Source organism: Streptomyces africanus (genome assembly GCF_002150735.1).
Taxonomy (GTDB): Bacteria; Actinomycetota; Actinomycetes; order Streptomycetales; family Streptomycetaceae; genus Streptomyces; species Streptomyces africanus.
Window position 1 is genome coordinate 1 of the sequence record NZ_MUKA01000359.1, and the last position, 26,425, is coordinate 26,425.

26 protein-coding genes and 2 pseudogenes are annotated in these 26,425 nt (G+C 71.7%); 19 read left to right on the forward strand and 9 right to left on the reverse strand.

The genetic code is table 11. From position 1 onward, the window contains the following. Together CCL05_RS35765 and CCL05_RS35770 are read right to left on the reverse strand one after the other, a co-directional pair. Positions 1 to 1,441, reverse strand: a pseudogene (locus CCL05_RS35765) (PD40 domain-containing protein); the annotation flags it as partial. 195 nt (positions 1,442 to 1,636) lie between these two features. Continuing rightward, on the reverse strand, positions 1,637 to 2,338 hold the full coding sequence (locus tag CCL05_RS35770; RefSeq protein ID WP_086564809.1) for a helix-turn-helix transcriptional regulator: 702 nt from the start codon (positions 2,336 to 2,338) through the stop codon (positions 1,637 to 1,639). Between the two features lie 233 nt (positions 2,339 to 2,571). Here CCL05_RS35770 and CCL05_RS35775 point away from each other — a divergent pair, with 233 nt between their 5' ends. Together CCL05_RS35775 and CCL05_RS35780 are read left to right on the forward strand one after the other, a co-directional pair. Beyond that, positions 2,572 to 3,924, forward strand: coding sequence for a COG1470 family protein (locus tag CCL05_RS35775; RefSeq protein ID WP_244204514.1), 1,353 nt, complete (start codon positions 2,572 to 2,574; stop codon positions 3,922 to 3,924). A 1,057-nt stretch (positions 3,925 to 4,981) separates the two neighbouring features. After that, positions 4,982 to 6,250 carry an ATP-binding protein gene (locus tag CCL05_RS35780; protein ID WP_086564830.1) on the forward strand — a complete coding sequence of 423 codons (1,269 nt, stop codon included), beginning with the start codon at positions 4,982 to 4,984 and terminating at the stop codon, positions 6,248 to 6,250. 68 nt (positions 6,251 to 6,318) lie between these two features. On the opposite strand, the gene CCL05_RS35785 is transcribed toward CCL05_RS35780, so the two are convergent. The 4 genes and pseudogenes from CCL05_RS35785 to CCL05_RS35800 all read right to left on the reverse strand — a co-directional run bounded on the left by CCL05_RS35785 (position 6,319) and on the right by CCL05_RS35800 (position 9,117). Then, positions 6,319 to 6,996 carry an HNH endonuclease family protein gene (locus tag CCL05_RS35785; protein ID WP_086564811.1) on the reverse strand — a complete coding sequence of 226 codons (678 nt, stop codon included), beginning with the start codon at positions 6,994 to 6,996 and terminating at the stop codon, positions 6,319 to 6,321. A 176-nt stretch (positions 6,997 to 7,172) separates the two neighbouring features. After that, a pseudogene (locus tag CCL05_RS35790) lies at positions 7,173 to 7,768 on the reverse strand (sigma-70 family RNA polymerase sigma factor). A 175-nt stretch (positions 7,769 to 7,943) separates the two neighbouring features. Beyond that, a complete protein-coding gene (locus tag CCL05_RS35795) occupies positions 7,944 to 8,339 on the reverse strand; it encodes a hypothetical protein (RefSeq protein ID WP_143589998.1) in 396 nt (131 codons plus the stop codon). A 352-nt stretch (positions 8,340 to 8,691) separates the two neighbouring features. After that, positions 8,692 to 9,117 carry a hypothetical protein gene (locus CCL05_RS35800; RefSeq protein WP_086564813.1) on the reverse strand — a complete coding sequence of 142 codons (426 nt, stop codon included), beginning with the start codon at positions 9,115 to 9,117 and terminating at the stop codon, positions 8,692 to 8,694. A gap of 175 nt (positions 9,118 to 9,292) precedes the next feature. On the opposite strand from CCL05_RS35800, the gene CCL05_RS35805 reads away from it, so the two are divergent. The 3 genes from CCL05_RS35805 to CCL05_RS35815 all read left to right on the forward strand — a co-directional run bounded on the left by CCL05_RS35805 (position 9,293) and on the right by CCL05_RS35815 (position 11,548). After that, positions 9,293 to 10,459 carry a sensor histidine kinase gene (locus CCL05_RS35805; RefSeq protein ID WP_086564814.1) on the forward strand — a complete coding sequence of 389 codons (1,167 nt, stop codon included), beginning with the start codon at positions 9,293 to 9,295 and terminating at the stop codon, positions 10,457 to 10,459. Positions 10,460 to 10,467: 8 nt separating this feature from the next. Further along, positions 10,468 to 11,187 carry a response regulator gene (locus CCL05_RS35810; RefSeq protein ID WP_086564831.1) on the forward strand — a complete coding sequence of 240 codons (720 nt, stop codon included), beginning with the start codon at positions 10,468 to 10,470 and terminating at the stop codon, positions 11,185 to 11,187. A 91-nt stretch (positions 11,188 to 11,278) separates the two neighbouring features. Next, positions 11,279 to 11,548: a hypothetical protein gene (locus CCL05_RS35815; RefSeq protein WP_086564815.1), complete on the forward strand. Its 270-nt coding sequence runs from the start codon at positions 11,279 to 11,281 to the stop codon at positions 11,546 to 11,548. A 111-nt stretch (positions 11,549 to 11,659) separates the two neighbouring features. Here CCL05_RS35815 and CCL05_RS35820 read toward each other — a convergent pair whose 3' ends face one another. Next, the gene (locus CCL05_RS35820) at positions 11,660 to 13,315 is read right to left on the reverse strand and encodes an NAD-dependent malic enzyme (RefSeq protein WP_086564816.1); all 1,656 of its coding nucleotides are present in this window, start codon (positions 13,313 to 13,315) and stop codon (positions 11,660 to 11,662) included. Between the two features lie 154 nt (positions 13,316 to 13,469). Here CCL05_RS35820 and CCL05_RS35825 point away from each other — a divergent pair, with 154 nt between their 5' ends. From CCL05_RS35825 to CCL05_RS35855, 7 genes are all read left to right on the forward strand, one after another. Then, complete coding sequence (locus CCL05_RS35825) at positions 13,470 to 14,312, forward strand: SDR family oxidoreductase (RefSeq protein ID WP_086564817.1); 843 nt, start codon at positions 13,470 to 13,472, stop codon at positions 14,310 to 14,312. Positions 14,313 to 14,353: 41 nt separating this feature from the next. Beyond that, positions 14,354 to 15,430, forward strand: coding sequence for a class I mannose-6-phosphate isomerase (locus tag CCL05_RS35830; protein WP_086564832.1), 1,077 nt, complete (start codon positions 14,354 to 14,356; stop codon positions 15,428 to 15,430). A 7-nt stretch (positions 15,431 to 15,437) separates the two neighbouring features. Further along, a complete protein-coding gene (locus CCL05_RS35835) occupies positions 15,438 to 16,280 on the forward strand; it encodes an alpha/beta fold hydrolase (protein ID WP_086564818.1) in 843 nt (280 codons plus the stop codon). Positions 16,281 to 16,379: 99 nt separating this feature from the next. Beyond that, entirely contained in the window at positions 16,380 to 17,612 is a 1,233-nt protein-coding gene (locus CCL05_RS35840; RefSeq protein ID WP_086564819.1) for a PP2C family protein-serine/threonine phosphatase, read from the forward strand. Positions 17,613 to 17,774: 162 nt separating this feature from the next. Further along, on the forward strand, positions 17,775 to 18,626 hold the full coding sequence (locus tag CCL05_RS35845; RefSeq protein WP_086564820.1) for a class II glutamine amidotransferase: 852 nt from the start codon (positions 17,775 to 17,777) through the stop codon (positions 18,624 to 18,626). Positions 18,627 to 18,690: 64 nt separating this feature from the next. Then, complete coding sequence (locus tag CCL05_RS35850; RefSeq protein ID WP_086564821.1) at positions 18,691 to 19,218, forward strand: hypothetical protein; 528 nt, start codon at positions 18,691 to 18,693, stop codon at positions 19,216 to 19,218. 136 nt (positions 19,219 to 19,354) lie between these two features. After that, positions 19,355 to 19,552 (forward strand): hypothetical protein, encoded by a 198-nt coding sequence (locus CCL05_RS35855; protein ID WP_086564822.1) that lies wholly within the window; start codon positions 19,355 to 19,357, stop codon positions 19,550 to 19,552. Between the two features lie 23 nt (positions 19,553 to 19,575). Here the strand turns inward: CCL05_RS35855 and CCL05_RS35860 are convergent, their stop codons facing one another. Next, positions 19,576 to 20,214: a potassium channel family protein gene (locus tag CCL05_RS35860; RefSeq protein ID WP_086564823.1), complete on the reverse strand. Its 639-nt coding sequence runs from the start codon at positions 20,212 to 20,214 to the stop codon at positions 19,576 to 19,578. 239 nt (positions 20,215 to 20,453) lie between these two features. Here CCL05_RS35860 and CCL05_RS35865 point away from each other — a divergent pair, with 239 nt between their 5' ends. The 4 genes from CCL05_RS35865 (at position 20,454) to CCL05_RS35880 (ending at position 23,200) form a co-directional block, all read left to right on the forward strand. Next, on the forward strand, positions 20,454 to 21,116 hold the full coding sequence (locus CCL05_RS35865; RefSeq protein ID WP_086564824.1) for an HdeD family acid-resistance protein: 663 nt from the start codon (positions 20,454 to 20,456) through the stop codon (positions 21,114 to 21,116). Between the two features lie 166 nt (positions 21,117 to 21,282). Continuing rightward, a complete protein-coding gene (locus CCL05_RS35870) occupies positions 21,283 to 22,134 on the forward strand; it encodes a YhjD/YihY/BrkB family envelope integrity protein (protein WP_086564825.1) in 852 nt (283 codons plus the stop codon). A 79-nt stretch (positions 22,135 to 22,213) separates the two neighbouring features. Further along, positions 22,214 to 22,681 carry an SHOCT domain-containing protein gene (locus tag CCL05_RS35875; protein ID WP_086564826.1) on the forward strand — a complete coding sequence of 156 codons (468 nt, stop codon included), beginning with the start codon at positions 22,214 to 22,216 and terminating at the stop codon, positions 22,679 to 22,681. Positions 22,682 to 22,711: 30 nt separating this feature from the next. Continuing rightward, on the forward strand, positions 22,712 to 23,200 hold the full coding sequence (locus CCL05_RS35880) for a DUF7144 family membrane protein (RefSeq protein WP_086564827.1): 489 nt from the start codon (positions 22,712 to 22,714) through the stop codon (positions 23,198 to 23,200). Between the two features lie 31 nt (positions 23,201 to 23,231). Here the strand turns inward: CCL05_RS35880 and CCL05_RS35885 are convergent, their stop codons facing one another. Next, positions 23,232 to 24,554: a hypothetical protein gene (locus CCL05_RS35885; protein WP_244204515.1), complete on the reverse strand. Its 1,323-nt coding sequence runs from the start codon at positions 24,552 to 24,554 to the stop codon at positions 23,232 to 23,234. Between the two features lie 134 nt (positions 24,555 to 24,688). Between CCL05_RS35885 and CCL05_RS35890 the strand changes: the two genes are divergently transcribed. The 3 genes from CCL05_RS35890 to CCL05_RS35900 form a co-directional block, all read left to right on the forward strand. Further along, positions 24,689 to 25,153, forward strand: a complete 465-nt coding sequence (locus tag CCL05_RS35890; protein ID WP_425275967.1) for a DUF6325 family protein — start codon at positions 24,689 to 24,691, stop codon at positions 25,151 to 25,153. Positions 25,154 to 25,184: 31 nt separating this feature from the next. Then, positions 25,185 to 25,487 carry an SHOCT domain-containing protein gene (locus tag CCL05_RS35895; RefSeq protein ID WP_086564828.1) on the forward strand — a complete coding sequence of 101 codons (303 nt, stop codon included), beginning with the start codon at positions 25,185 to 25,187 and terminating at the stop codon, positions 25,485 to 25,487. 47 nt (positions 25,488 to 25,534) lie between these two features. After that, a partial coding sequence (locus CCL05_RS35900) for a diacylglycerol/lipid kinase family protein (RefSeq protein ID WP_086564829.1) occupies positions 25,535 to 26,425 on the forward strand: 891 nt, incomplete at its 3' end.

Consider the following 26,425-nt stretch of genomic DNA (forward strand, 5'->3'; position numbering starts at 1 on the left):
CGGTGATCGCACCGGTCGCCGCGTCCGCGACGAGGATGCGGCTCGGGCCGCCGACGCCGCCGGGCGACGTCCGGGTGAAGGCGAGGTACTTGCCGTCCGGGGAGAACGTAGGGTCGGTGTCCCAGTCCGTCGCGCCGCGTCCGGCGAGGGGCATGGGCCGCGCGTTCGATCCGTCGGCGTCCGCCACCCAGATCCGTTCGACACGGCCGCCCGCGCCGTTCTCGAAGCGGGTCAGCACGATCCGGCGGCCGTCGGGGGTGTAGTTCTGCCGCTCGGTCCACGGGTCGTACCCGGTCGCGGGCTGGAACAGCGGGTCCTTGGCGGGGTCGGTGTTGGTGTCGGCGGCCGGGTCCTCGTTGAGGATGGTCAGCCCCAGGTCGCGCGGGTCGGAGCCGTCCGCCCGGGCGTCCTGCAGCGTCACCACGTGCGGTCCGGCCGCCGAGGTGCGCTCGACCACCGCGCCGCCGCCGTCGGCCGTGCCGAGCCAGGTGACCGAGGAGACCTCGCGGTTCTCGTTCAGTACGAGCGAGGGGACCTGGTCGGAGTGGGCGGTCGTCCGGAACACATGGTCCCAGTCGCCCTCGCACTCACACGTGATCTCGGGGCTCAGGAACACCACGCCGTCCCCGTCGGGCAGCCACGCTGCCCCGTGGGCACGCCACTGTGCCCGGTCGCCCGCGAACAGCGGTTCGTCACCGGTCCCGTCCGCGCCCGTCACCCGCAGCCGGGGCACCCTCTTGCCGTTCTCGGTGGTCGTGGCGGTGTACGCGATCCAGTTGCGGTTCTCGTCGTCGTTCACCGGGTTCCACACCGGCTCGCTCGCCGTGCCGTTCGCGGCGTTCGTGACCTGGGTGGCGGTACCGCCGTTCAGCTCCCGTACGTAGATCTGCTCTGCGACCAGCGGGTTGCCGTCGCCGGCGTACGCGATGCGCTGCCCGTCCGGGGAGACCGTCGGATACTCCTCGTTCGCGGCGGTGTCCGTCAGCCGCGTCAGTCCGGTGCCGTCGGTGTGCACCAGCCACAGGTCACGCTGTGTGCCGCCGCCCGGGGCGCCGGACTCGGCCGCGTCGAACACCACCGACGTGCCGTCCGGGGTCAGCCGTGGGTGCGCGGCGTCCATGCCCCTGGTCAGACGCCGTACGGAACCGTCGGCGGAGCGCAGATAGATCTGCGGGGTCTTCTCGTCACGCAGGCTCGCGAAGACCATCTGGTCGCCGAGGGCGGCCGGCTGGACGTCGTGGTGGGCGGGACCCGCACCGAACAGCCCCGTGCTGGAGGTGGTGGTGGCGACCCGGCCGAGGCTGCGGTGCCGGGTGCCGGCGTAGGCGATCCGGGTGTCCGCGGTGCCTGCGGCCGCCGCGGCCTGCGGTGCGGACTCGGCACTGCCCTGCCCGGAGGGCGCGCTCACCCCGAGCAGCGGGACGAGCAGCAGCAACGACATGCCGAGTCTCCCCGGGCGGTACCGCCCGCCGGGGCCAGCGGTTCCCAATTGAGGTCCCCCTCATGGTGTGTTGCGGCACGTGGATGTGCCCCTGCCACCCTGTGCCGGGCGCGCGCCGGACGGCAGGGTGGCGGGGCCGTACCCGGGGGAAACGTGCGGTGTGCTTTCGGGCAGTACCGACGCCCTCGACAGCCGTCAGATGAGCCCGTTCCGCAGCGCGTAGCCCACCGCGTGGGCCCGGTTGCGGAGTTGGAGGCGATTGATGATCTCGTGCAGGACGTTCTTGACGGTCCGTTCGGAGTACGCGGTCTTGCGGGCTATCTCCGCAGTGTCCAGGCCCTCCGACACCAGGCGCAGCATGTCCGCCTCCCGTGTGGTCAGCGTGGACAGGGACAGGCGGTGCGGATCGAGCGCCGAGCGCTGCAGGCTGCCGACGTGGGAGAGCAGCTTGCCCAGCAGGTCGCCGGGGAGCACGCCTTCGCCGTTGGCCGTCGCGACGACCAGGTGGACGAGCCGGTCCTGGTCGGCCTCGGCGCGCCGCAGCACCGCCGGGACGCCGCACTCGATGACGCGCTGCAGCGTGCCGGAGCCGAGGGTGCCGACCACGAGGCCCACGCGTGTCGCGGAGTTGAGCCGCAGCCGTTGCAGCAGCGCGGCGACGTGGTCGTCGACGTTGTCCACCACCACGAGCGACACCTGGGCCCCCTCGGCGTCGGCATCGTCGTACAGGTCGACCTCGGGACGCTGCCGTAACAGCGTGACGACGCCGACGCGAAGGATCGGGTCGGCGGCGTAGACGGCCACGGTCACCCGCTCCGGACGGCCGGTGCGCGAGGCCCAGTGCCCGGAGCCGGCAGTGGCGGGCTCGTGCGGTCCGGGGGCAGCGGGGTGGGGCATGGCAGGGCTGTTCTCCTCTGCGCGGGACATGGGGGTTACCTGTTCGTGAGTTCGTGGGGGAGGATCGCTGAGGCGGGGCGGGCGCCGGAAGGCGGCGCACGGGAGCTGTCGGGTGACATCGACGACCCACCGTTCATGGGTGGGTTGACGGTGACTTCGCGGGCACCACGACTGCCCGGATATTGCCCTCGGGTGCCTCGGCGCACCCCTGCAGGGGCTTCTACCGTGGTGGCGTGACGCCTTCTGCAGCCTCTTCCGGTCCCGGTGCGCCCGGACTCGACATCCCGGTAGTGACGGTGGCCCCGGGCGGCACCACCACGACCAGTCTGACCGTCCGCAACGACAGCGACATCGTCGAGGCCTACAGCCTCGAGGTCGTCGGTGACTGTGCCGCGTGGACCACCGTGGAACCCGCGCGGGTCTCCCTCTACCCGGGCACCTCCGAGACGGTGACGATACGGCTGGAGCCGCCGCGCTCCCCGGAGATCCGGGCGGGCGAGATGCCCCTCGCGGTACGGGTCCTGCCGACCGAGCACCCCGACGCGGTGCGCGTGCCCGAAACCACCGTGCACATCGAGGAGTTCCACGAGCTGCGCACAGAGCTGCGGCCGCGTCGGCGGCGCGGCTGGCTGCGCGGGCGCTACCGCCTCGCGGTGCGCAACGAGGGCAACACCCCGGTGCGGGTGGGCTTCACCCCCGGCCAGGCGGGCGAGGAGCTGGCGTTCGCGTTCACCCCGGCCGAGCCCGAGCTGGAGCCCGGCGAGTCGACCGAGGTCGGGCTGCGGGTCCGTACGGGCAAGCCCGTGTGGTTCGGCAACCCGGTGGCGTGGCCGTTCACCGTACACACCGCCGAGACCGGAGAGCGGGGCGAGACACAGCCGGACGAGACCGTCCACCGGCCGCCGCTGGAGGCGGAGTTCGTCCAGATCCCCATCTTCCCGAAGTGGCTGCTCGCCCTGCTCGCGGCGCTGCTCGCGCTGCTGCTGGCCTGGTTCGCGCTGGTCCGCCCGGTGGTGCGCAGCGCAGCGAAGGACGCGGCCAAGCAGGCGGTCCAGCCGCGCCCCACTCCCGCCGGAGCACAAGGCAACGGACAGACTCCCGGCAACGGTTCCGGCGGCGCGCACGCCTCGCCGGGCGCCCAGGGTTCCGGCACGGGCCAGGGTTCCGGCACGGGCGGCGACGGCTCGACCGGTGACGGCTCGACCGGTGACGGCAGCACCCTCGACGGCCGGCAGAGCTCGGCGACCATCGATCTGAAGACGTCGAGCGGAGCGACGGAGACCGGTACCTACAAGGTGCCCGAGAAGAGCGTCTTCGGAGTGACGGACATCGTCGTCGCCAACTTCCAGGGCGACGAAGGGGTGATGACGATCACGTTCGGCGAGCGCAAGATCACCACAATCGCGCTGGAGACCTTCCGCAACCAGGACTACCACTGGGTCACCCCCATCAAGATCCCCGCGAACGACACCGTGACCATCGAAGTGACCTGTGCGAAGCCGGGCACTCCGGCCACCGGGCGCCGGGCGCAGGGATGTCACGAGGTCCTGAACGTGAGCGGCGTGGTCAGCCGCACCGAACCATGAGCCGAACCTCAAGCTGTCGATCATTTTCGATCGACACAGACTGCATCTGTAAAGAGTGGTAACTAATTCCGTCCAGAAGTCGATAACTCCTGGTCTGAAAACTGACATCCGGCCGCATACGGAATGTCTCTGACATCGCCCGGACGGACGTGGCCGAGCCCCGCGGCACCAGCACCGAGATGGTGAACACCACGCTGCGCGAGGTGCTGGTCGGGACCGGGTGGCAGCCACCGGGCTCATCGCCACCTGCCCCGTCACGGGGCTGGAGTTCTTCCGCACAGAGCCAGATGCAGGCGAGTCGCTTCGCCGGATGGCTCTGCACTCGACGAAGCGCGCCCCGACCCGGACAGGCGCGCCGGCCTAGCCGAGGGCGGAGCCTGTTCACTCTCGGCTCATGGCCGACCTGCCCGCCGACGCGTCCGCGCTACCCGAACGCACGACCACCATGGCCACGGGCAACGCTCGTGTCGTCCGCCTCTTGCCGAGCCGAAAGGACCGACTGCGCAACGCACGATGATTTCAGCGGGTGTTGCACGATGACGATCCCGAGGCGCGGCGCCGCCGCCTCTGGGGAGATTTCTGGCTCGAGCACGGCATCCCGGCACTTCCCGAGCCGAACGAACTCGACCTTCTCCTCGACCGAGCCCCCGGCGCGACCGCGGACCGCCTGCGCAGCGCCACCAAGGCAGTGATTCAGGCGGCAGTGGCCGGACTGCGCATCGCCGAGTCGGAAAGCAACGAGGTTCCCTGGCTCAGCGCGGGCGGGCGGGCGCACAGCACGACAGAATCCACGCAGGTCAGCAGCCACACAGCCACCCAAGCGCCGTCGCTTCCCAAGCCGACTTGGACAGCGTGCGCCCCGGCCCCCGACGGTGCGGGAGAACAGCGGCTCCTCCCAGACCCGATTCGCCATGGCAGAAGGGTCCCGGCCCCCTCTCCCACGCGCTCGAGCCGGCGCGGGGCGGCGTCACGACGGACGACGCGGCCGGGGCTTGCCGCGCGCGTACCCCACATGGCGGCCGATGATGGGAACACGGCCGAACACGCGGAGCTGGTCATGACGGGTTGGCGGGTCCGGGACTACTCCCCGGACGATCTCGAGGGAGTCCTCCGTGTCGACATGGAGAGCGGCACGACCGAGGAACCGGCCCTCTACCCGCTCTCGGACGCCGTGACGGCCCTCCAGGCCCTGCACCCCGCTGTGGTGGCCACGGCGAACGACGTGGTCGTCGGCGCCGCGGTGAGCAGGGTGGAGGGTGACCGGGCGTGGATCTTGCGCATCTGCATGGCACCTGCCTGGCGGCACCAGGGGCTGGGCAGCGCCCTGATCACGGCCCTTGAGCGACGGCTTTTCACCGACGGTGTCCGCGCGGTCCACGCCGCCCTGCCCGAGGGGGAGACCGGTGCCACCGCGCTGCGTAACTGCGAGTTCGGCGCCCGATCGGGCCTGGTCCTCTTCGAGAAGCGCAGACCGGTGCCCTTGCAGGCGGCCGACATGCTCTCCTCGCTCGGAGCGGAGCTGCCGCCCGGCGGACTGTGGCAGAAGGTCGCGGGCATGCAGAACGAGAAGCAGCTCATCGAGCGCCGTCTGGTCCTGCCACTGGCCCATCCCGGACTGGCCGCGGAGCACGGTGTGGAGCTGCCGCGCGCGGTGATGCTGTTCGGTCCGCCCGGGACCGGCAAGAGCACCTTCGCGCACGCGATCGCCAGCCGCCTGGGATGGCCCTTCCTCGAGCTGTTCCCCGCGCGTCTGGCCGCCGAGTACGGCCTGGCGAGCGGGCTGAGCCGGCGCTTCGACGAGATATCCCGGCTCGACCACGTCCTGGTGTTCATCGATGAGGTCGAGGAGGTCGCCGGCGCACGCAGCGGCGCGGACGCGACCGCGGTCGGCGTCGTCAACGAGCTGCTCAAGGCGATCGTCCGGTTCCGCAAGCAGGACGGGCGGCTGCTCGTATGCGCCACGAACAACGTGACCACGCTCGACTCCGCGTTCCTGCGGCACGGCCGCTTCGACTACGTACTGCCGATCGGCCCTCCCGACCACCGCGCCAGGACCGCGCTGTGGGAGAGCTATCTGACACGAGCGGGCGCGAAGGCCGACAGCGAGGCGCTCGCGTCGGCCAGCGAAGGTTTCACACCGGCCGACATCGCCCACGTGGCACGAACCGTCTCCCAGGCTGGATTCGAGCGCACTTTCGACACCGGAACCCGTGTCCTCCCCTCCACGCACGACTACCTGGACACGATCCGCACCACGCAGCCCACGGTCAGCACCACCGTGGCCCAGGAGTTCGCCGAGCAGATGGAGCAGTACGCCCGCCTCTAGCGTCCCCGCCCGGGAAGCGCGGTCGGGCCAGTGTGGCCCCGCCTCGTCGATGAGGCGGGGCCACAGGGCTAGGGAGCAGGCTCGTAGGTCACGGTGGTGCGGGGGCAGGCTTCCGCGAGCTGTGTGAGTGCTTCGAGCTCGACGGCGTCGATGGTGAGTTCCCAGCGGAGCTTGGTCGCGAGCCATTCCGAGGTGTATCGGCACGTGACGTCGACGGCCGGCGGCAGCCACTCGGCCGGGTCCTGGTCGGCCTTGCTGCGGTTGGAGGCCGCGGAGACGGCGATGAGGGAGGTCCCGGCGTCGAGGTCGTTGGCGTACGCCTCACGCCGCTTGGCGGTCCATTGCGATGCCCCGGAGTCCCATGCCTCGGCGAGCGGCACCATGTGGTCGACGTCCAGGGCGGAGGCCGCGGTGACCCACTTGGCGTCGTAGTACGACCACCAGCGCCCTCCCGAGAGCTTGCAGCCGGGGAGGATCTCGGGCGGGTCGATCGCCTCGGAGATGAGCACCTCCGCTCGCGTGTTGCAGCCGTCGGCGGGGATCTGGCCGGCGTTCCAGTGCTTGAAGCTCGTGCGCTGGTAGCCGCTGCGCACCTCCGCCGCGAGGGGGAGGAGGTCGACCGCAACCGCGATCGGGAGTGTGGACGTCTCGGCGGCCCGATCGTGTGCGCGAGCCGGAGTGGGTGCCAGTAGGGGCAGGACGACGAGTGCGGCCGCAAGAGCGGCACGCCTGAGGTTCTTGATCACGCATCGCAGAATCGATTGCGCGTACCTCGTTCGAGGAGTTCGACTCGAACGAATGAGCCATATGGACGCTTGGGTTCACCGGACAGGCGTTCCATGAGTCACCCGATGGAGGAATGTCCATGCCGGGGGCCCAAGGACCACCTGCGGGGCGAGGGACTGGGGGCGCGACGGCCGCCTCACCCGAGGGCCGCGGTGCCCACCGGTTCGGCTCGCTCGGCGTCATGCAGGGACTGCACCAGTGAGGAGCGGGCACGGGCGACCCGGGAACGGACCGTAGTTGGGTGAGGACGAACGCCTCGCGGCGTTCGTCGGGCAGCGCCTCCAGCAGTTCGGCGAGGGCGATGCCGTCGTCGAAGCCGGGCAGGCCGCGGGGCTGGGCGCGCTCGGCGACGGTCTGCCAGTCGTCGGTGTCGGCCGGGCGAGGCCGGGTCGAGGTGTGCCGGTAGCTGTCGATCACCGCGCGGCGGGCGATGGACAACAGCCACGTGCGGGCCGAGGAGCGGCCCTCGAAACGGTGCAGGCTGCCAAGGGCCCGCAGGAAGGTGTCCTGGGCCAGGTCGTCGGCGGCCTGAGGGTCGGCACCGAGGTAGGTGACGTAGTGGCGGACGTCTCGGTGCAGGGCCCGGACGAAGTTCTCGACGGCCTTGGGATCACCTCCGCGGGCGGCGAGCGCCCAGGCCGTTGTCGACTCGTCCGCGGACGTCGTCTCGTCATGGGTTCTCGCAGCGTGTGGCGTCGTGTCGCGTGCGACAGACAGGGCAGGACTGATCACCTGGTGTCCTTCTCGGGAGTCCGGAGATCCGGCATGCGGACCGGGCCGCGATGCGCGCGGCGGATCCGGTGATGGCGTGGGAGTGGCGGGCGTACGCGCGCTCGGCGGCGTACGCCCGTTGCCCGAGCCGTCCGGGCGCTGGGCACCCAGGGCGGTGGTCGGGAAGCCGGCTGTCTCAGAGGACAGCGGTCCCCGCGGGCGGGCCCCGAGAAGTGATCGTGTACACGAGGAGCAGCCGGCGCGGTGTCCGGGCCGTGCTGCTGCGACGTACGCGGATACGCCGGCGGTGCGGTGGCGCGGGCAGGGTGAGCCGCAGCCTCAGCGGTGCTGCCAGCCATCCGCCGACGGCCCGCAGGATGCGGAAGGCGGCGCGTTCACCGTGCGCGAGCCACAGGCCGCACAGCAGCGCGGCCAGCAGGTGGGCGGCGAGCATGCCCGTGGAGGACATACCGCCCACGGTGTGCCCCGTCGCCGGCACGGAGTCCAGGGAGTCCATGGGGTGCCCCATGCGAGCCATCGAGGCCATGTGGTCCATGTGGTCCATGTGGTCCATGTGGTCCATGTGGTCCATGGAGGACGTTCCCCCACCCGTATGCATGGCATCCATGGACATCGACGCCATCGAGCGAGTGGGCGGTGCCGACCGTTCCTGTACGTACGAGAACCACCCGTGCAGTGCGGTCTGGGCTGCCACCACGACGCAGGAGACAAGGAGAAGTCCGCGCTCCCGGCCGGCCAGGCACCAGGCCGCACCGCCGGTGACCGCCACCGCCGCGGCTCATCCTCGCATCCCTGGCTCCGCCGTCATGAGGGGGTACGCAAACGCCCCCCGTCCGACACTCAGCACTCTCCCTGTGATCCACGCCACAGCAAAGAGCGGGAACTCGCTGAGAGTTGGGGCCGACTACCCCCGAGAATCACCGTCAGAATCGGATGCCACGCATCCTGCGCAGACCGATCGCGCAGGCTCCGCAGAAGGCGCCCCAGGCGGCGTTGACGAGGAAGAGCGGGACGATCGCCTGGGGCTCGGCGAGGGGGCCCTGGAGTTTCCCGGTCAGGAGTGGTGAGAGGACCGCGCTCAGGACCAGGGCGGCCAGCGCGTACGCCACGCCGGTGGCCACGAGGGTCAGGAGCGGCTCGCGTACGCGGCTGAGCCCGACCGCGAGGATCCAGGTCAGCGTGATGGCCAGGGTGAGGATCACCGGGGTCAGGGGCTTCCCGAGAGCTTCGCTCCAGCCGGCGACGGAGAACAGCGGCCGGACGAGCGCGACGGCGGTCAGGGCGGCCACCAGCGGCCGGTTCAGACCGCGCAGGCGCCGGCCGATCGGGAGAGGGATGTCTGTGTTCACGGCTTCATCGTCGGGGGACTGTTGCCGCCGGGCGTCGGTCTGCGGCGGACACCTGTCGTACCCCGTCGGTTGTGGCCCCGATGCGGCTGCGTACCACCGTGGTTGCGAGGCGGGGCCCGCCCGGCTCCCCCACGCGGAGGAGGGCGCCGGGGGCGCGGCTGCTTACGCTGGCGGCATGGCCCTCGGTGCTGTCTCACCTCTCCGGCTGCGTCCGCCGCGCGGCCGTGCGGCGGATGCCGCCCTGGCCTGTGGTGTCTTCGTGCTGGTGGCGGTGGGCAGTCTGAGGTCGCTCATCGGCGAGCGGGAGGAGTCCTGGTCGGCAACGGTCCTCGGCTGGACGCTGATGGCCGCCGCCTGCGCGGCGCTGTACTTCTGCCGCCGTCGTCCCGTGGTCGTCGCCGCGTTCGTGCTGGCTGCCACGGCCGCGTACTACCTCGTCAGCGTCTACGACGGTCCTCTCATGGTCGCGTTCGTCGTCACGCTCTATGTGGTCGCGGCCCAGGGTCACCTCCAGGCGGCGATCGCGCTGGCGTCGCTGACCGTGATCGCGACCGGCATCGGCACGCTCGCGGGAAACCATGACGTCAACGGTGTCGCCGTGTTCATGCTGACGGGATGGCTGGTCGGAGTGGTCGCCCTCGGCTGGGTGCGGCACAACCGCCTGGCCCTCGCGCGGGAGACCGAGGAGCGCGCGGCGAGTGAGGAGCGGCTGCGTATCGCGCGTGAACTGCACGATGTCGTGGGCCATCACCTCTCGCTCATCAACGTCCAGTCCGCGGCTGCCCTGCGCCGACTGCACAAGAACCCGGCGAAGGGTGCGCAGAGCGCCGAGGAGGCGCTGGGAGCGATCAAGGACACCAGCCGGGAGGCCCTGCGGGAGCTGCGGGCGACCCTTGGGGTGCTGCGGCAGGTCGACGAGACGGCGCCCACCGCGCCCGCGCCCGGACTGGACCGCCTCGGCGAGCTGGTGGCGTCCGCCCGGCTCGCCGGCCTCGACGTCCGCGTGCGGTTCAGCGGCGAGCGGGAGCAGTTGCCCACCGAGGTGGACCTGGCCGCCTACCGCATCATTCAGGAGTCGCTCACCAACGTGAACCGCCACACCCGCGCAACAGCCGTCACCGTCGGCATCCATCGCGAGGCGCGGCAGGTCACGGTCGAGATCACCGACAACGGGCACGGACCGGCGGCCGCGGACGGCGCAACGCCGGGAAGCGGCATCCGGGGGATGCGCGAGCGGGCCCGCGCGCTGGGCGGCGAGCTGGCCGCGGGTCCCGGGCCGGACGGCGGATTCACCGTACGGGGCCGGATTCCCTACGCGAACGGAGCACGTTCCCCTTCATGACCCGAGCCGTGATCAAGATCCTGCTGGCGGACGACCAGCGCCTGGTGCGTGCCGGGTTCCGTTCGATCCTCGAGGACGAGGACGACTTCGAGGTGGTCGGTGAGGCGGGGGACGGCGAGCAGGCCGTGTCCGCCTGCCGCACGCTGCGCCCCGATGTGGTGCTCATGGACATCCGCATGCCGGGCGTCGACGGTCTTCAGGCGACTCGGCAGATCGCCGGTGATCCCCGTCTCGACGGCATCAGGGTGGTCATCCTGACCACCTTCGACCTGGACGACTACGTGTACGGCGCGCTGCGCGCCGGTGCCACCGGCTTCCTGGTCAAGGACACCGAGCCGGAGGAGCTGGTGCACGCCGTACGGGTGGCGGCGCGTGGTGACGCGCTGATCAGCCCCTCCGTCACACGGCGGCTGATCGCGGAGTTCGCCGTACGGGTCAAGGCACCGGAGCCCGGCCCGCGCCTCAAGGCCCTCACCGACCGCGAGCGGGAGGTCATGGAGCTGGTCGCCGCCGGCCTGACCAACGACGAGATCGCCGCCCGCCTCGTCCTCAGCCCCGCGACGGCCAAGACCCACGTCAGCCGCATCATGACCAAGGTGGATGCCCGTGACCGTTCCCAACTGGTGGTCCTGGCGTACGAGTCCGGCATGGTCCGCCCGGGCTGGCTGACCGGCCGGCCACCGGCAAAGCAGCCGGAGCGCGGCGGATACGACCCACCAGGGGCGTAACCCGGGCGCCGAGGCTCGCAACCGGTGGGGTAGGCGGGTGTCCGCCGCAGGCCGATGCGTCGTCGCAGGCCGCAGCCGGACGCTGCGGGACATGAGCACACGTTCCCCTGCCCCCTCGCCTTCCGCCAGGATTCCGGCCGCCCTCGTCGGCCTCCTGGCCGGCGGCGCCGCGGGTTTCCTGCTGACCGAGACCGTGGGCGCCTTCTCGGCCTTCGTACTCGGCCGCGCCCTCGACGTGGCCGGCACCGGCGTGCTGTTGGCCGCCTTCATCGCCGTACCGGTGATCTGCGCCGTGCTCGGCGCCGTCATCGCCGTCCGCCACACCGGGCGGAACCGCCGCTCGCACCACCGGCGCCGGTGAACCCCGGGATACGCGAGCGACACTCACACCCATTGCGTGCGCGCTATCCACCGGCATGGTGGTCGCAGCGGGCACCGCACATGAGCGCAGGTACTCAGATGCACCGTCCCGTCAGCCGTACTCGGGCTGCCACATGGCGTCCTGGATCTGCTGGATCACGTCGTCCAGGCGGGCCCGGGCGACGCCCTCCTCGGCGGCGCGGCGGGCGACGGCCGCGGCGACCACGGCCGAGGAGGTGCGCAGGTTCTCCACCTCCGGCAGCAGGGCGGCGCCGGGCTCCGACAGGTCGGCGAGACCGGCGACGGCTTCCGCCGCGGCCTGGAGCATGCCGTCGGTGATCCGCTCGGCGCGGGCCACCACGGCGCCCAGGCCCAGCCCGGGGTAGACGAGGGCGTTGTTGGCCTGGCCGATGACGTGCGTGATGCCGTCCAGCTCCACCGGAGGTACCGGGATGCCGGTGGCGACCAGGGCCTTGCCGCCGGTCCACCGCAGGACGTCCTCCGGCATGGCCTCGATCTTCTCCGTCGGGTTGGACAGCGGCAGGACCACCGGCCGGTCCACGTGGCGGGCCAGGGAACGCACCACGTCCCGGGTGAAGGCCCCGTGCCGGGTGGAGGTGCCCACCAGGACGGTCGGCTGTACCTGGTCCACCACGCTCGGCAGGTCGGCCGGCCGGTCGTCGGGCCACTCGTCGTCGGGCCGTGCGTAGGGCCGCTGGTAGTCGCGGAGCCCCTCGGTGGACTGCCGCAGCAGGCCCTGGCGGTCCACGCACCAGATGCGGCGGGTGGCCTCCTCGCGGTCCAGTCCGTCGCGGACCATGGCATCGCGCAGCTGGTCGGCGATCCCCACGCCCGCCGTCCCGGCGCCGAAGATCACGATCCGCTGATCCCGCAGGGGCGTGCCCGTGACCCGTGCCGCGTTCATGACGCAGGCCAGCGTGATCGCGCCGGTGCCCTGCAGGTCGTCGTTGAACGTGCAGGTCTTCTCGCCGTACTGCTGGAGGATGCGGCGGCCGTTGCCGGGGCCGAAGTCCTCCCAGTGCAGCAGCGCGTTCGGGAACAGCTCGCCCACCGCCTCCACGAAGGCGGCGACGAACGAGTCGTACGCCTCGCCGCGCACCCGGTTGTGCCGGTTGCCGACGTACAGCGGGTCGTTGAGCAGCGCCTGGTTTCCGGTGCCGACGTCGAGCATCACCGGGACGGCCCGCCCCGGGTGGATGCCCGCGGCGGCGGTGTAGACGGCCAGCTTGCCGACCGCGAGCTGCATGCCGCCGACGCCCCAGTCGCCGATGCCGAGGAGTTGCTCCGCATCGGTGGCCACCAGCAGGTCGACGTCGTCGGGGCCCAGGCCCAGCGCCTGGAACGCCGGGCGGATGTCCTGGGGGCGGTCGACGGACAGGTAGACACCGCGTGGCCGCCGGTACTCGTGGCTGTAGCGCTTGACCGCCTCGCCCACCGTCGGGTCGTACACGATCGGCAGCAGCTCGGTGAGGTGGTCGCAGAGCAGCCGGAAATAGAGGACCTCATTGCGGTCGTGGAGCTGCTCCAGGTACACGTTCTTCGCCAGGTCGTCCGGCTGCGCCCGCAGTTGCTCCCAGGCGCGGCGCGCCTGGAGCTCCAGCGACAGCACGGCGGGCGGCAGCATCCCGGTCAGCCCGTGGCGTTCCCGCTCCTCCTGGGTGAAGGCGACGCCCTTGTTGGTCAGCGGGTTTGTGAGCAGCGCGCGGCCGCTCGGTCCGTCCTGTGCGCGCTTGCGGGGCGGGGCCATCGGATCTCCTTACGTCGGGCATGTGCGGTCGGGACTCGTTTGTCCCCACGCACCCGGGTAACCCGCCCGCCAGGACGGGGCACTGTCGCCCCTCCCTTTTTTTGACTCCTCCGACGTCGCCGTCCGCTCAGGACAGAGAACGAGGTACGTCCCCATGAACAAGCCCGCACAGCAGCAGGATCCTCCGGGTACGGAGGCGGAGCTGCGGCCCAGGGCCGACCACGGTGAGCAGAGCTACCGCGGATCGGGGCGGCTTGCCGGGAAGGCAGCCCTGGTCACCGGTGGCGACAGCGGCATCGGCAAGGCCGTCGCGATCGCCTACGCCCGCGAGGGCGCCGATGTCCTCCTCTCGCACCTGCCCGAGGAGGAGGACGACGCCCGCGACACGGCGCGCTGGGTGGAGGAGGCCGGCCGTACGGCGGTTCTGGTGTCCGGTGATCTGAGCGATCCCGCTCACTGCCGGGAGGTGGTGGCACGGGCCGTGGAGGAGTTCGGCCGCATCGACGTCCTGGTCAGCAACGCGGCGTTCCAGATGTTCCGCGACTCGATCGAGGAGATCCCCGACGAGGAGTGGGACCACACGCTGGCGACCAACCTCAGCGCCATGTTCCACCTCTGCAAGGCGGCGGTGCCGCACATGAAGCCCGGGGCGTCGATCATCGCGTCCAGCTCGGTGAACTCCGACTCGCCGCCGCCGGGCCTGCTGGCGTACAACGCGACGAAGGCGGGCATCGCCAACATGGTCGGCTCGCTGTCCCAGTCGCTCGCCGAGCGGGGCATCCGGGTCAACAGCGTCGCGCCGGGACCCATCTGGACGCCGCTGATCCCCGCCACGATGCCGCCCGAGCAGGTCGAGGACTTCGGCGGCCAGACCCCGCTGGGGCGCGCCGGGCAGCCGGCCGAACTCGCCCCGGTGTACGTCATGCTCGCCTCGGACGAGGCCGCGTACGTCTCGGGTGCGCGCATCGCCGTCACCGGCGGCCAGCCCATCCTCTGACATCCCGTCAGGAGCTTTGCCATCAGCGATCAGGAGTGACCGTGGACTGGTACCCCTTGCGGCTGACCACCCCGGTCAAGCAGCACGTCTTCGGCGGCCGGGCCCTCGCCGAACGGCTGGGCCGTACCGGCCTGCCCGACGGCCCGGTCGCCGAGACCTGGGAGGTCAGCGATGTGGACGGCGAGGGGGCAGTGGTCGCGGACGGCTCGCTGGCCGGCCGGCCGCTGCGCCGGCTCGTCGAGGACCATCCCGACGAACTCGTGGGACGCGGCCCGCGCGGCCCGCGCTTCCCGGTGCTGACCAAGTTCATCGACGGCACCGGCGCCCTCCCGGTCCATCTGCACGCCGACGACGAGACCGCACGCCGGCTGGAGGGCGAGCCCCACGGCAAGACCGAGGCGTGGCACATCCTCGACGCGGCCCCGGGAGCCACCGCCCTGGTGGGGGTGAAGGCCGGTGTGGACCGGGACACGCTGCACCGGGCCCTGCTCGCCCAGGACTTCGACGCGGTCATGCGCCGGCTTCCGGTACGGGCCGGGCAGACCGTCTACGTACCCGGCGGCACCCCGCACAGTTTCGGCCCCGGCACGCTGGTCTACGAGATCGAGCAGACCTCCGACATCCAGCAGCACGCCATGCGCCGGCGTATGGAGGACGGCTCGGAACTGGACGACGCGGAGTGGCACGCCAACCTCGGGCGGCTGCTCGACGAGTGGCGTCCCGGACCACGCCCCGAGTTCCACTCCGGCCTGAGCGTCCGGATCGACGACGGGGTGGAGCGCACCGTGCTGTGCGCCGGCCCGTACTTCGCGCTGGAGCGGTGGCGGGCGGGCACCTCGGCCCCGCTGGTGCACGACTTCTCCACCGCACTGGTCGTCAGCAACGCCGGTGCCCCGGTCACCGTGGAGTCCGGTGGCCGGTCCGAGCGGCTCGGGCGGGCCCGGAGCCTGCTGCTGCCGGCCGCGCTGGGCCGCGTACGGATCCAGGGGCCGGCCGATGTCCTCCTCGGCTACCTGCCCGACCTGGAGCGGGACATCCGCACGCCCCTGCGCGCGGCGGGGCACGGGGCCGCCGCCGTGGCCGCCCTCGGTGAGGGCCTCACCGACCCGCTCACGTAGGAGATCCATGAGCACCGTCACCACCAGCGACGGCGTCAGCCTCCACTACGAGGAACAGGGCACCGGCCCGCCCCTCGTCCTGATGCACGGCTGGGGCTTCAGCGGCCGTTTCTTCACCCGCAACGTGGACGCCCTCGCCGCACACGCCCGCGTCATCACCGTCGATCTGCGCGGGCACGGCGACTCCGGCAAACCCCGCCACGGCTACCGCGTGTCGCGGCTGGCCAAGGACCTGTACGACCTCCTTGAGGAACTCGACCTGCGCGAGGTCACCGTCCTGGGCTGGTCACTGGGCTGCCCGGTCATCTGGAGCTACCTCGAACTGTTCGGCAGCCACCGCCTGGCCCGCGCGGTCCACGTCCAGCAGGCACCCCGCCAGTACTACGCGCCGGACTGGCCGCACGCACACGCCACCTGCTACGACGAACCCTCCCTGGCCGCCCTGCAGACCCAGCTCAGTTGCGACCCCCCGGCCTTCGACGAGGACCAGATCGGCACCATCCTCGCGGGCGAACCCACCCCGCGGGAGCGGGAGTTGCTCCTGGCCGAGATGGCCAAGGCACCCGCGTACGCGCGCAACGCCCTGATGGCCGACCACACCCGCCACGACTGGCGCGACCTGCTGCCCACGATCCAGCTGCCCAGCCTGGTCCTGGTGGCACGGCAGGACCAGGTGTTCCCCTGGCAGGGGCCCGCCTGGGTCGGCCAGGCGCTGCCGGCCGCCCGGACCGTCTTCTTCGAGCACAGCGGCCACGCGCTGTTCTTCGACGAGCCGGAGAAGTTCCACCGCACGGTCACCGGCTTCATGACCGGCAGCGGGGACGCCGCGGGGACGGGGCCGCGCAGGTGACCGCAGGTGTCCGTGGGGAACACCGGCCCGGTTCCCCGGCGCGTCCCTCCTATCGTGGGACATCAGCAAACGGACAGTCGGAGCCGAGGCGGGCAGCACATGAGGAAACCGCAGATCGACTACGCGGCGGTGTTCCGGGCCCTCCCCGGCATGGTGGCGCTGCTGACCCCCGACCTGGTGTACGTCGACGCCAACGAGGACTTCCTCCGGCTGGCCGGACGCACCCGCGAGCAGCTGCTGGGCCGGTACATCTTCGACGTCTTCCCCGAGAACCCCAACGACCCCGCCGCGGCCGGCATGCGGGAGACCGAGGCGTCGATGCTGCGGGTGGTGGCCACCGGTGAGCGCGACACCATGGCGCTGCTGCGCTACGACATCGAGGACCGCGAGCGGCCCGGCCACTGGGTGGAACACTTCTGGAGCCCGGTCAACGCCCCCGTGCTGGACCGGGACGGGAACGTGGTGCTGATCGTGCACCGGGTGGAGGAGATCACCGAACTCATCCGCGCCCGCGGCGGCACCGGCAGCGACACCGGCCGGGCCCGCGTGCTGGAGGCCGAGCTCTACACGCGCGCCCGTGAGCTGCAGGAGCTCAACGAACGCCTGCGCCGGGCTCAGGCGCGCGACCGCGAGGTCGCCCTCGCCCTGCAGGAGGCCATGCTGCCCGCTCCCGGTCCGGTCGGGCATCACAGGGCGGCCGTCCGCTACCGGCCCGCCGTCGGGACCCTGAACGTGTGCGGCGACTGGTACGACCTGGTCGACCTGCCCGGCGACCGGATCGCGGTCGCCGTCGGCGACGTCGTCGGCCACGGCCTGAGAGCCGCCGGCGTCATGGGTCAGCTGCGCAGCGCGCTGAGCGCGGCCGCCCGGGTCGCCGACGGCCCCGCCCGGGCACTGGAGGCCCTCGGGCTGTATGCCCGCCATGTCGAGGGAGCCGAGTCGACCACCGTGGTGAAGACCTACATCGACTGGGACACCCACACCCTCACGTACAGCAGCGCGGGCCATCTTCCGCCCGCCCTGCTCCGGCCCGACGGCACCGTGACCTTCCTCGACCGGGCGACCGACCCCCCTCTTGGCGCGCGCCCCGAACACATCGCGCGGCCGGAGGCCGACCTCCCCTTCGCCGAGGGCGACATCCTGGTCCTCTACACCGACGGCCTGGTCGAGCGCCGTGACGAGGACATCGACGCCGGCCTGGCCCGCCTCGCCGGCTCCCTCGTCCGTCACGGGCGGTCCGTCCCCGAGGCCCTGGCCGACGCCCTCCTGGCCGACCTCCTCCCGCCCGGCGGCAACACCGACGACACGGCGCTGGTCGTCATCCGCCTGTGACCCGTGCCGGCGGCCGCGACGGACGCGGGCCGCCCCGGCCGCCGGGCGTACGCGCAGCGTGCCCGGGGGGCCCGCGCGGGCGATACTGACGGTGACGACTCGCTCGGCGGCTCCCGCTGACCGGCGGAACGGCTGTTGATCCCAGGAGCGGAGGGATCCAAGATGTGCCGCTGGATTGCCTACTCGGGCACCCCTGTTCTTCTCAGCCGGGTTCTGTTCGAACCTGCACACTCTTTGATCGACCAGAGCCTGCACTCTCGCTTGGGGGTGGAGACGACCAATGGCGACGGCTTCGGTATCGGCTGGTACACCCAGGACAAGGCCGCCACTCCGGCTGTCCTGCGGGACGTGGGTCCGGCTTGGAGCGACCGCAATCTGCGGGAGGTCGCCCACCACGTTCACTCGGGTCTCTTCTTCGCCCACATCAGGGCGGCGACCGGGACAGCCGTGCAGCAGTCCAACTGCCACCCCTTCCGCAACGGTCGCCGGCTGTGGATGCACAACGGGATGATCAACGGATTCCGCCTCCTGCGGCGTGACCTCGCCGTGGCCGTCGATCCGGCGCTGTACCCCGACATCGAGGGTTCCACCGACTCCGAGCTCATGTTCTACCTGGCCCTCACCTTCGGCCTGGCCGAGGATCCGCCCGGTGCGGTGGCCCGCATGGCGGGCCTGATCGAGAGGACGGGACACGCCCACGACGTCCCGCACCCGCTCCAGATGACCCTCGCGGTGGCCGACGGCGAGCGCGTATGGGCCTTCCGCTACTCCAGCGAAGGCCGCTCACGGTCGTTGTACTTCAGCACCGAGGTGGACACCCTGCGCGCACTCCACCCGGACGCCGAGTTCCTCCGGGACATCTCCGACGAGACCCGCCTCGTCGTCTCCGAACCGCTGGGCGACCTCCCCGGCGCGTGGAACGAGGTACCGGAGAGCAGTTACGGCGTCATCCAGCCCGGCGGTGACGTGATCCGTGACTTCCGGCCCGCCCCCGAGGCGACTCGGAGTCCATGACGTGACCCCGACGGCTCCGGCCGGAGTGACCGGATCGACGCGCTGAGTCCGGAGGGAGCCACCGGTGTCCAGGACCAGGAACGGCCCGACCACGGCCCGCGGGGCGCGCCGCGCCGAGCAGCGGGTCCGCGCGGACTACACGGGCGGCGTCTACGGATCCATGCTCGCGGCCTCCGTGGTGATCGGCGCCGGCGAGCTGGGCTCGTTCCCCCGCACCCAGCTGGTGCTGCTGCTGTTGCTCACCGGCGTGGTGTTCTGGATCGCGCACGTGCATGCCCAGCTGTTCGGGGCGCGGCTGGCGCAACAGACTCCGGACCGCCGGGTCGTGCTGACGGTGTGCCGTGACGAGTGGCCGATCGTCAAGGCCGCCGTCCCGCCCGCCGCCGCGGTGGCCGTCAGCCCGCTCCTGGGGCTGGACGTGCGCGGTGCCCTCTGGCTGGCTCTCTCGGTCGCCGTGGCCGGACAGGTGGGCTGGTCCGTGGCGGCCGCACGCCGCGCCGGCGCTTCCCGGCGGCTCGTTGCCACCACCGCGTCGGTCAACCTGCTGCTCGGTCTGCTGATCATCTCCTTCAAGATCGTTCTTACGCACTGAAACCGCGTTGATCCGCGGAGCCCGTCACTGGGCCACGGTCACCTGTACCGGGTGAAGCCCGAAGCGGCACGGCGGCGGACGATCGCAGGTAAGGGTGCTGTGCGCCTGTCCCAGGGAGTCCGTGGGAGGACAGCTCGTGCGCTACGAGATCCGAGTCGAGGGACACCTGTCGGAAACGCTGGCCAAAGCCTTCCCGGAGCTGGGCCACGTGGTGATGTCCGGCCAGACCGTCCTGTTCGGTCCCGTCGTGGACGAGGCGCACCTGTACGGACTGCTGGCACGCTGCCGGTCACTGGGGCTGCGTGTCCTGGAGATGCGGCAACTGCCGGAGTGACGGCTCCGGGCGGTGTGCTCCTGTCATGGTCCGGCCTCCCGGTCCGGTGCCCCGGCAGCGGTGCCGGACGGCGGCTCGGCCGACGGCTCGCGGCGCCGGCGACGCAGCCCCGCCTGGACCGCGCCCGCCAGCACCCGTGCGGCGACGCCCACGAGCAGGAGGCCTCCCGCCATCTGAACCATCGTCAGCACGCGCCCGGCCTGGGAGAGTGCCGTGATGTCCCCGAAGCCGACGGTGCTGAACGTGGTCAGCGTGAAGTACAGGGCATCCGTCCTGGTCAGCGGCTCACTGAAGGAGCCCGTGGCGGAGTGGTCCAGCAGGTAGTAGCCGGAGGCGAAGAGCACCAGGAACAGCGCCACCGTGACGGTCAGGGCCTCGACGGCCCGCAGACGCGGGTGGGGCGAGCGCAGGATGGCCCGCACCTCCCACCCGAACACCAGCAGCACCACTGCCAGGCCGCACGCGAGGAGCGCCGACGCGCCGGCCGTGTGGCGCTCGTCCAGCGGCAGCAGGTAGTAGGCGGTGACGAGGCCGGCGGCGATGAGCACGGCACGGGCGACGGTGACGACCGCCGCCCACCGGGTGCGCAGCGGCCGGAGCCTCCGGTGCCCGTCCGGACCGGACCGGGTGCGGTCCGCCCGGGCCGTGCTCGGATCGCTCATCTCGTGTCGCTCCGTTCCGTCATCTCCTGTCCCTCCGTTCCGTCCGGCCGGGCCCGGTGGGACAGGCGCCTGGAGACTCCCACCTCACCGCCACGGCGGTGAGGTGCGGATCACCCGGGACGGGTGAGCCCGGCCCCCGGTGACAGGCGTGACCCTGGAGCGGTCAGGCACACCGCTCCCCCGGACACCGCCCCGTCGGCGGTCCGGGAGCGGCCCGCTCGATCACGCGAGGAGGAGCCATGACCATGTCGCGTGATCCGGCGCCGCCCACCGGACCGGAACCCCCTGCCGCCGGGGCGGCCCCCCGCCCGCTGAGTGATCCCGCGGACGTGCTCGCGCACCTGGGCCGCTCCTGGACGTGGATGCTGGGCGCAGCGGTCACGACGGTCGTGCCGGGTGTCCTCGTGCTGGTCTGGCCGGAGGAGACCCTGCACGTCCTGGCCGTCCTCATCGGGCTGTACCTGCTGGTGACCGGGGCGTTCCGGTTCGTGGCCGTCTTCGGCCGGGAGGAGCACGGTGAACGGTTCCCCGGACTGCTCCTGGCCGTGCTGTACGTCCTGGCCGGGGTACTGTGCCTGCGGAACCCGCTGCAGACCATCGCCGTCCTCTCGCTGATCGTCGGCGTCGTCTGGCTCGTGTCCGGCGTCCTCACCCTCTACACGGCCATCGCCGCCAAGGACCTGCCGCACCGCGGAGTCGTTCTGGGCGCCGCGGTGCTCGGCATCGTCGCGGGAATCGTGGTGCTCGCCCTGCCGGCGGAGTCGGCCCGCGCCCTGACCCGGCTGCTCGGCCTGTGGCTCGTCCTGCTCGGCCTGGCCGAGGCGGCGGTCGCCCTCGCATGGCGGGCCGCGCTCCGCAGGACGCACGCCACCGGGCCGCACGCACCCGAAGGGACGGTCTGACACCGCACCCGCCACTGCGGCGGGCGCACCCGGACCCGCGCGGCCGCCTCCACCTCCGTCATCCCGAGCGGCGACCGCCGCAACCGGGGCCCCACGGAAAGGAGCACCCATGAAACCGGCCGACGTCACGCTGCTCGTGGAGGACCGGGCGGCGGCCCCGTGAGCCATGGCCAGGAAACCCGGCCCCGCTCGCGCGTCCCACGGACGCACGGTGGTGGAGCGGGCCCTGGCGGGCCTGCGGTCCGGTCCGGTGGCCCGGCTGCTTCCCCGCCTGTCGGCGCTCAACGTCGTGGAGGGCTCCGTACGGCTGGCCGCGCAGGCCTTCCTCACCGCGCTCCCGCTGCTGATGACCGTCGCGGCGTTCGCGCCGGAAGGGGTGCAGGACCTGCTGGCGGACTCGGTCCGTGCGGTGCTGGGGGTGCGGGGCGACACGCTCGACGAGGTACGCCGCACCTTCGCCGCCACCGGCACCCCACGGGACGCCGCCGGAGCCGTGGGCGTGGTGGTGACCCTGGTGTCCGCCACGGCGTTCAGCCGCGCGCTCCAGGCGGTCTGCGAACGGTGCTGGCACCTGCCCCGCACACGGGTGCGGGCCGCGGTCTGGCGCTGGCTGCTCTGGCTGCTGGTCTGGCTGGGTGTCCTCCTGGTCCAGGCGCCGCTGCGCAGCGGACTGGGAGTCGGCGCGGTGACCGGATGGGTGCTGTCCCTCCTGTCCTCGACGCTGCTGTGGTGGTGGACCCAGCATCTGCTGCTGGGCGGCAGGATCGGCTGGCGGAACCTGCTCCCGGGAGCGCTGCTGGCGGGCACGGGCACGGTCGTACTGAGCTGGGCGGCCGGTCTCTTCGTGCCCACGGCCATGGAGCGCAGCCTCCAGGAGTTCGGACCGCTGGGGCCCGTCTTCACGTTCCTGTCCTGGTTGATCGCCGTGTTCCTGGTGGCGGTCTCGGGCCTCGCCCTCGGCGAGTACGTCGCCTCCTCCCGCTGGTACACCACGAGCAGGCTCACCCGCGCCGGGTGAAGCCACCCGGCCCGGCCGTGTCCATGCTGAAGACAGCACTCGACGGCAGCCGGGCGAGGGCCCGGAACGGAGGAGAGACATGAGCGCGCAGACGTACCTCGCGTACGACTATCCCCTGCTGAGCGTCTTCTGGAGCATGCTCTTGTTCTTCCTGTGGATCATGTGGTTCGTCCTGCTCTTCCGCGTCGTCGTCGACATCTTCCGTGACGACGAGCTGAGCGGCTGGGGGAAGGCCGGCTGGCTGGCGTTCACCATCCTGCTGCCCTTCCTGGGCGTCTTCGTCTACGTGGTCGCGCGCGGCAAGAACATGGGCCGCCGGGAAACATCCCAGGCCCGGGCACAGCAGGAAGCCTTCGACGCCCGCATCAGGGAGGCCGCAGGCACCCAGGGCGGGACCAGCAGCATCGACGAACTCGCCAAGCTGTCGGAGATCCGCGCCCGCGGCGACATCACGGACGAGGAGTTCCGCAGGGCCAAGGAACTGGTCCTGACCGGCCACGGCCCGGCGGGGCACAGCGGCTCCACCGCCCGCACCCCCGGGCACTGAGCATCGGGACCACACGAATCGAGGCGCACGATGACCGCTACATACGACCGGCCGGCCCACACGGCGAGGCAGGAATGGGCAACCGGCCTGACCGCTTTCGCGGCCGTGATGCTCTTCCTCGTCGGCCTGCTCGACATCTTCCGGGGCATCATGGGCATCGCCGAGGACGACATCTTCGTCACGACGCGCAACTACGCGTTCGAGTTCGACCTCACCGGCTGGGGCTGGGTCCACCTCGCACTGGGCGCGGTCGCCGTGATCGTCAGCATCGGGCTGCTGCGGACCGCGATGTGGGCGCGCGTCACCGGCGTGGCCATCGCCGGACTCGTCATCATCGCCAACTTCCTCTCCCTGCCGTACTACCCGGTGTGGTCGGTCGTGATGATCGCGATCTCGGGCTTCGTCATCTGGGCCCTGTGCGCGGTCCAGAAGGGCAACCTCTTCGACCTGTCCGAGGAACGTCCGATGTCCGACGAGCGCCCGCCGAGCAGGACCTCGTATCCGCACGGGCCCACGTGAGCGCACAGCGGTCAGCGTCCTGCGCCGCTCGTCACCGGGATCCGGTGGCCTCCGGACCGCCTCCGGTGTCCAGGAACTCCCGGATCGCGAAGCCCGCCAGCACGATGACCGTCGTCCACACCACGACCATCGTGGTCGGATAGCTCCAGGTGAACAGGACGACCGCTGCGACCACCAGGATCGCGGCCCCGATCCAGCGCTTGAAGCGATGGACGAACCGCCCCACCGCCCCCAGCCGAAGCCCTCCGGAGACCGCCGCGTCGCGCAGGGCGCCGATGCTCCGCCGGCAGCCGCCGCGGACGAGGACGGCGACCTTGGACGGTCCGCTGAGGAAAGCGCCGACGGCCGTGATGAGGGCGACGGCACCGAGCGCCCGTACACCGGCGCGCAGGAACCGGACCAGCGCGTCGTACACCGCTCCGGCGGCGGCCGGGGACGCGCCACGGGGCAGATGGTCGAGGTAGACGTCACGGAAGACGGTGAGGGTGATCCCGAGGACCAGCATGGCCACGAACACCGCCAACCCGGCCCCGATCAGCGCGTGCCGGCGGTTGAACGCGGTGTACACCCCCGCCGCGGCCACCAGCAGGGCGATGACGGGCAGCCAGCTGCCCATGATCTCCAGGACCCTCATATAGGTCTTGATCTTGCCGATGTCCTTCGACTGGACCACCACGAAGTCCGTGTGGACATCCGGGATGTTCGCGGCGACTCCGAGGCCGGCGTCGACCAGCCGCTCCTTGACGTCGGCCACGAGCGGTGCCACGTCGATGGCCACCTGGTCGTTCTTCAGCTTGACCGCGCCGTCGGCTTCACCCGTCAGGGCCTTGTCGACGGCCGAGTGCACCCTGCGGTTGCCCTCCACCCAGACCGTCTCGAAGGCACTGCTGGTGACCACCCGCTCCACGGTGCCGCCGACCAGCTGCTCCAGACCGCTCGTGATCGGCGCCTTCAGGTTGCCGACCAGCTGGGCCGCCCTCGGCGGCACGCCCTTCTCCGACACGGCGTCCTGCAACTGCTTGACCAACGCGTCCACATCGACCTGCGCCAGCACCGCATTGGTGACCCGGTTGGTGACCGCCTTGCGCACATCCGGGTGGGAGGCCAGCGGCCCCACCGTGGCGACGTAGCGGTCCGTGTCCCGCACGATGCTGTTCGCCCAGACCGCGACGACGGACAGCATCGACAGCAGGGCGGCGAAGAGGATCAGCAGGACGGAGCCCGTGGTCCGGAAGGGGTGATGCCGCGCCGCCCGCGGTCGCCCGCCACTCTCCAGAGCACCCACGCGGTGGCGCAGTTCAGCCAGTTCGCTGCGCTCCGGGTCCGAGAGCGGTTCGCCGCCTGCGTTGGTCATGGACCCCAGCAGATCCGTGTGATGCCGAACGCGCGATCCCTGTGCGCCCGACGGGTGAACCGCACGACGTGCGGCCGCCCCGGTGCGGTGATGGAATGGCGTGGGGGACCAGGCACGAACCCAGAGGTGACGCCGTGAGCGACGCATTCGACGACGCCGGCACATCCGGCGAGACGGTGGGACCGATCGACTATCTGGTCGTCGAGTTCCCCGGCAACCGCATGACCGGCGAGGGCCTCCCCCTCCTGGTCGATCTGGTGGACCGCGGCCTCATCCGGATCCTCGACCTGACGTTCATCCGCAAGGACGCCGACGGATCCGTGACCGGCCTGGAGATCGGCGACCTCACCGGCGACGGCGAACTCGACCTGGCCGTCTTCGAAGGAGCGTCCTCCGGCCTGCTGGGCCAGGACGACCTCGAAGAGGCTGCCGCCGCCCTGGAACCCGGCAACTCCGCCGGCGTCCTGATCTACGAGAACCTGTGGGCCGCGCCGTTCGCCGCCGCCCTGCGCCGCGGCGGTGCCGAGCTGGTCGCCTCCGGGAGAATCCCGGTGCCCGCGGTTCTGGCCGCACTCGACGCGATCGAAACCGCGCCCTGAGGAGCCAGGGGAAGCGAGAAGGGAGATCGCCATGCCGGGACTCATCCGAGGGGTCGCCCGGACGGCCGTCGTCGCCGGAACGGCGACCGCCGTGTCGAACCGGGTCTCCCGCCGGCAGCAGGGGCGATGGGCGGCCCAGCAGGGGTACCAGGCCCAGCAGGGGTACCAGGAGCCCGCACCGCAGCCGCCGCCTCCTGCCGAGCGGTCCGCTCCGGCGGCCTCCGACATGACCAGCACGATCGAACAGCTGAAGCAGCTGGGCGAGCTCAAGGCCCAGGGCGTGCTCACGGAAGCGGAGTTCGAGGACCAGAAGCGCAGGCTCCTCGGTTCCTGACCCGTTCACGCGGGCTCCGGTGTGACGAGGCGGGCACGGGAGGTCGCATGCAGACGGCTCCGCGCTGGACCGCGCGTCTGGCCGTGCTCGCGGGAACCGCTGCGCTGGTGGTCCTGCTGCTGTTCGCCGGGCTCCAGAGCCTCCTGCTGGTGGCAGTGGGACTGGCCGGGCTCGTGATCGCGGTTGCGGGCGTGTGGTGGGCGCTGGCGCGCACCGGCCCGGCCAGGGCACTGGCCGCCGTGCTGGCCTGCGCCGCACCCGTCGCCGTCGTGGTGCTCTACGCGGTGGCCGGACTGCTGTGGGTCGCGCTCGTCTCGCTCGCGCTGTGGGTGCTGGCCGTCCTGTGCGGCCGCACCGCGCTGGCCGCCGACGGCGGACCGGCCGGGGTGCGGGAACACGCGGTCGCCGCCCCCCGGCGGCCCTTCCTCATCATGAACCCGCGCTCGGGCGGCGGAAAGGTCGGGACGTTCCACCTGGAGGAGAAGGCGAAGGCCCTCGGCGCGCAGGTCGCCGTGCTGGACCCGGACCATCACCAGGACGTGGCCGCGCTCGCCCGGCAGGCCGCCGACGAGGGCGCCGACCTGCTCGGCGTCGCCGGCGGCGACGGCACCCAGGCCCTGGTCGCGGGAGTGGCGGCCGAGCGCGGTCTGCCGTTCCTGGTGATCGCCGCCGGCACCCGCAACCACTTCGCCCTGGACCTCGGCCTGGACCGGGCCGATCCCTCGCTGTGCCTGGACGCGCTCACCGACGGCGTCGAACTACGCGTCGACCTGGGCCGCATCGGGGACCGCGTCTTCGTGAACAACGCCTCCTTCGGCGCCTACGCGACCGTCGTCCAGAGTCCCGCGTACCGCGACGACAAGGCCCGTACCGCCCTTCAGCTCCTCCCCGGCCTGCTGGCCCATCACAGCGGCCCGCGCCTCACCGTCCGTGCCGTG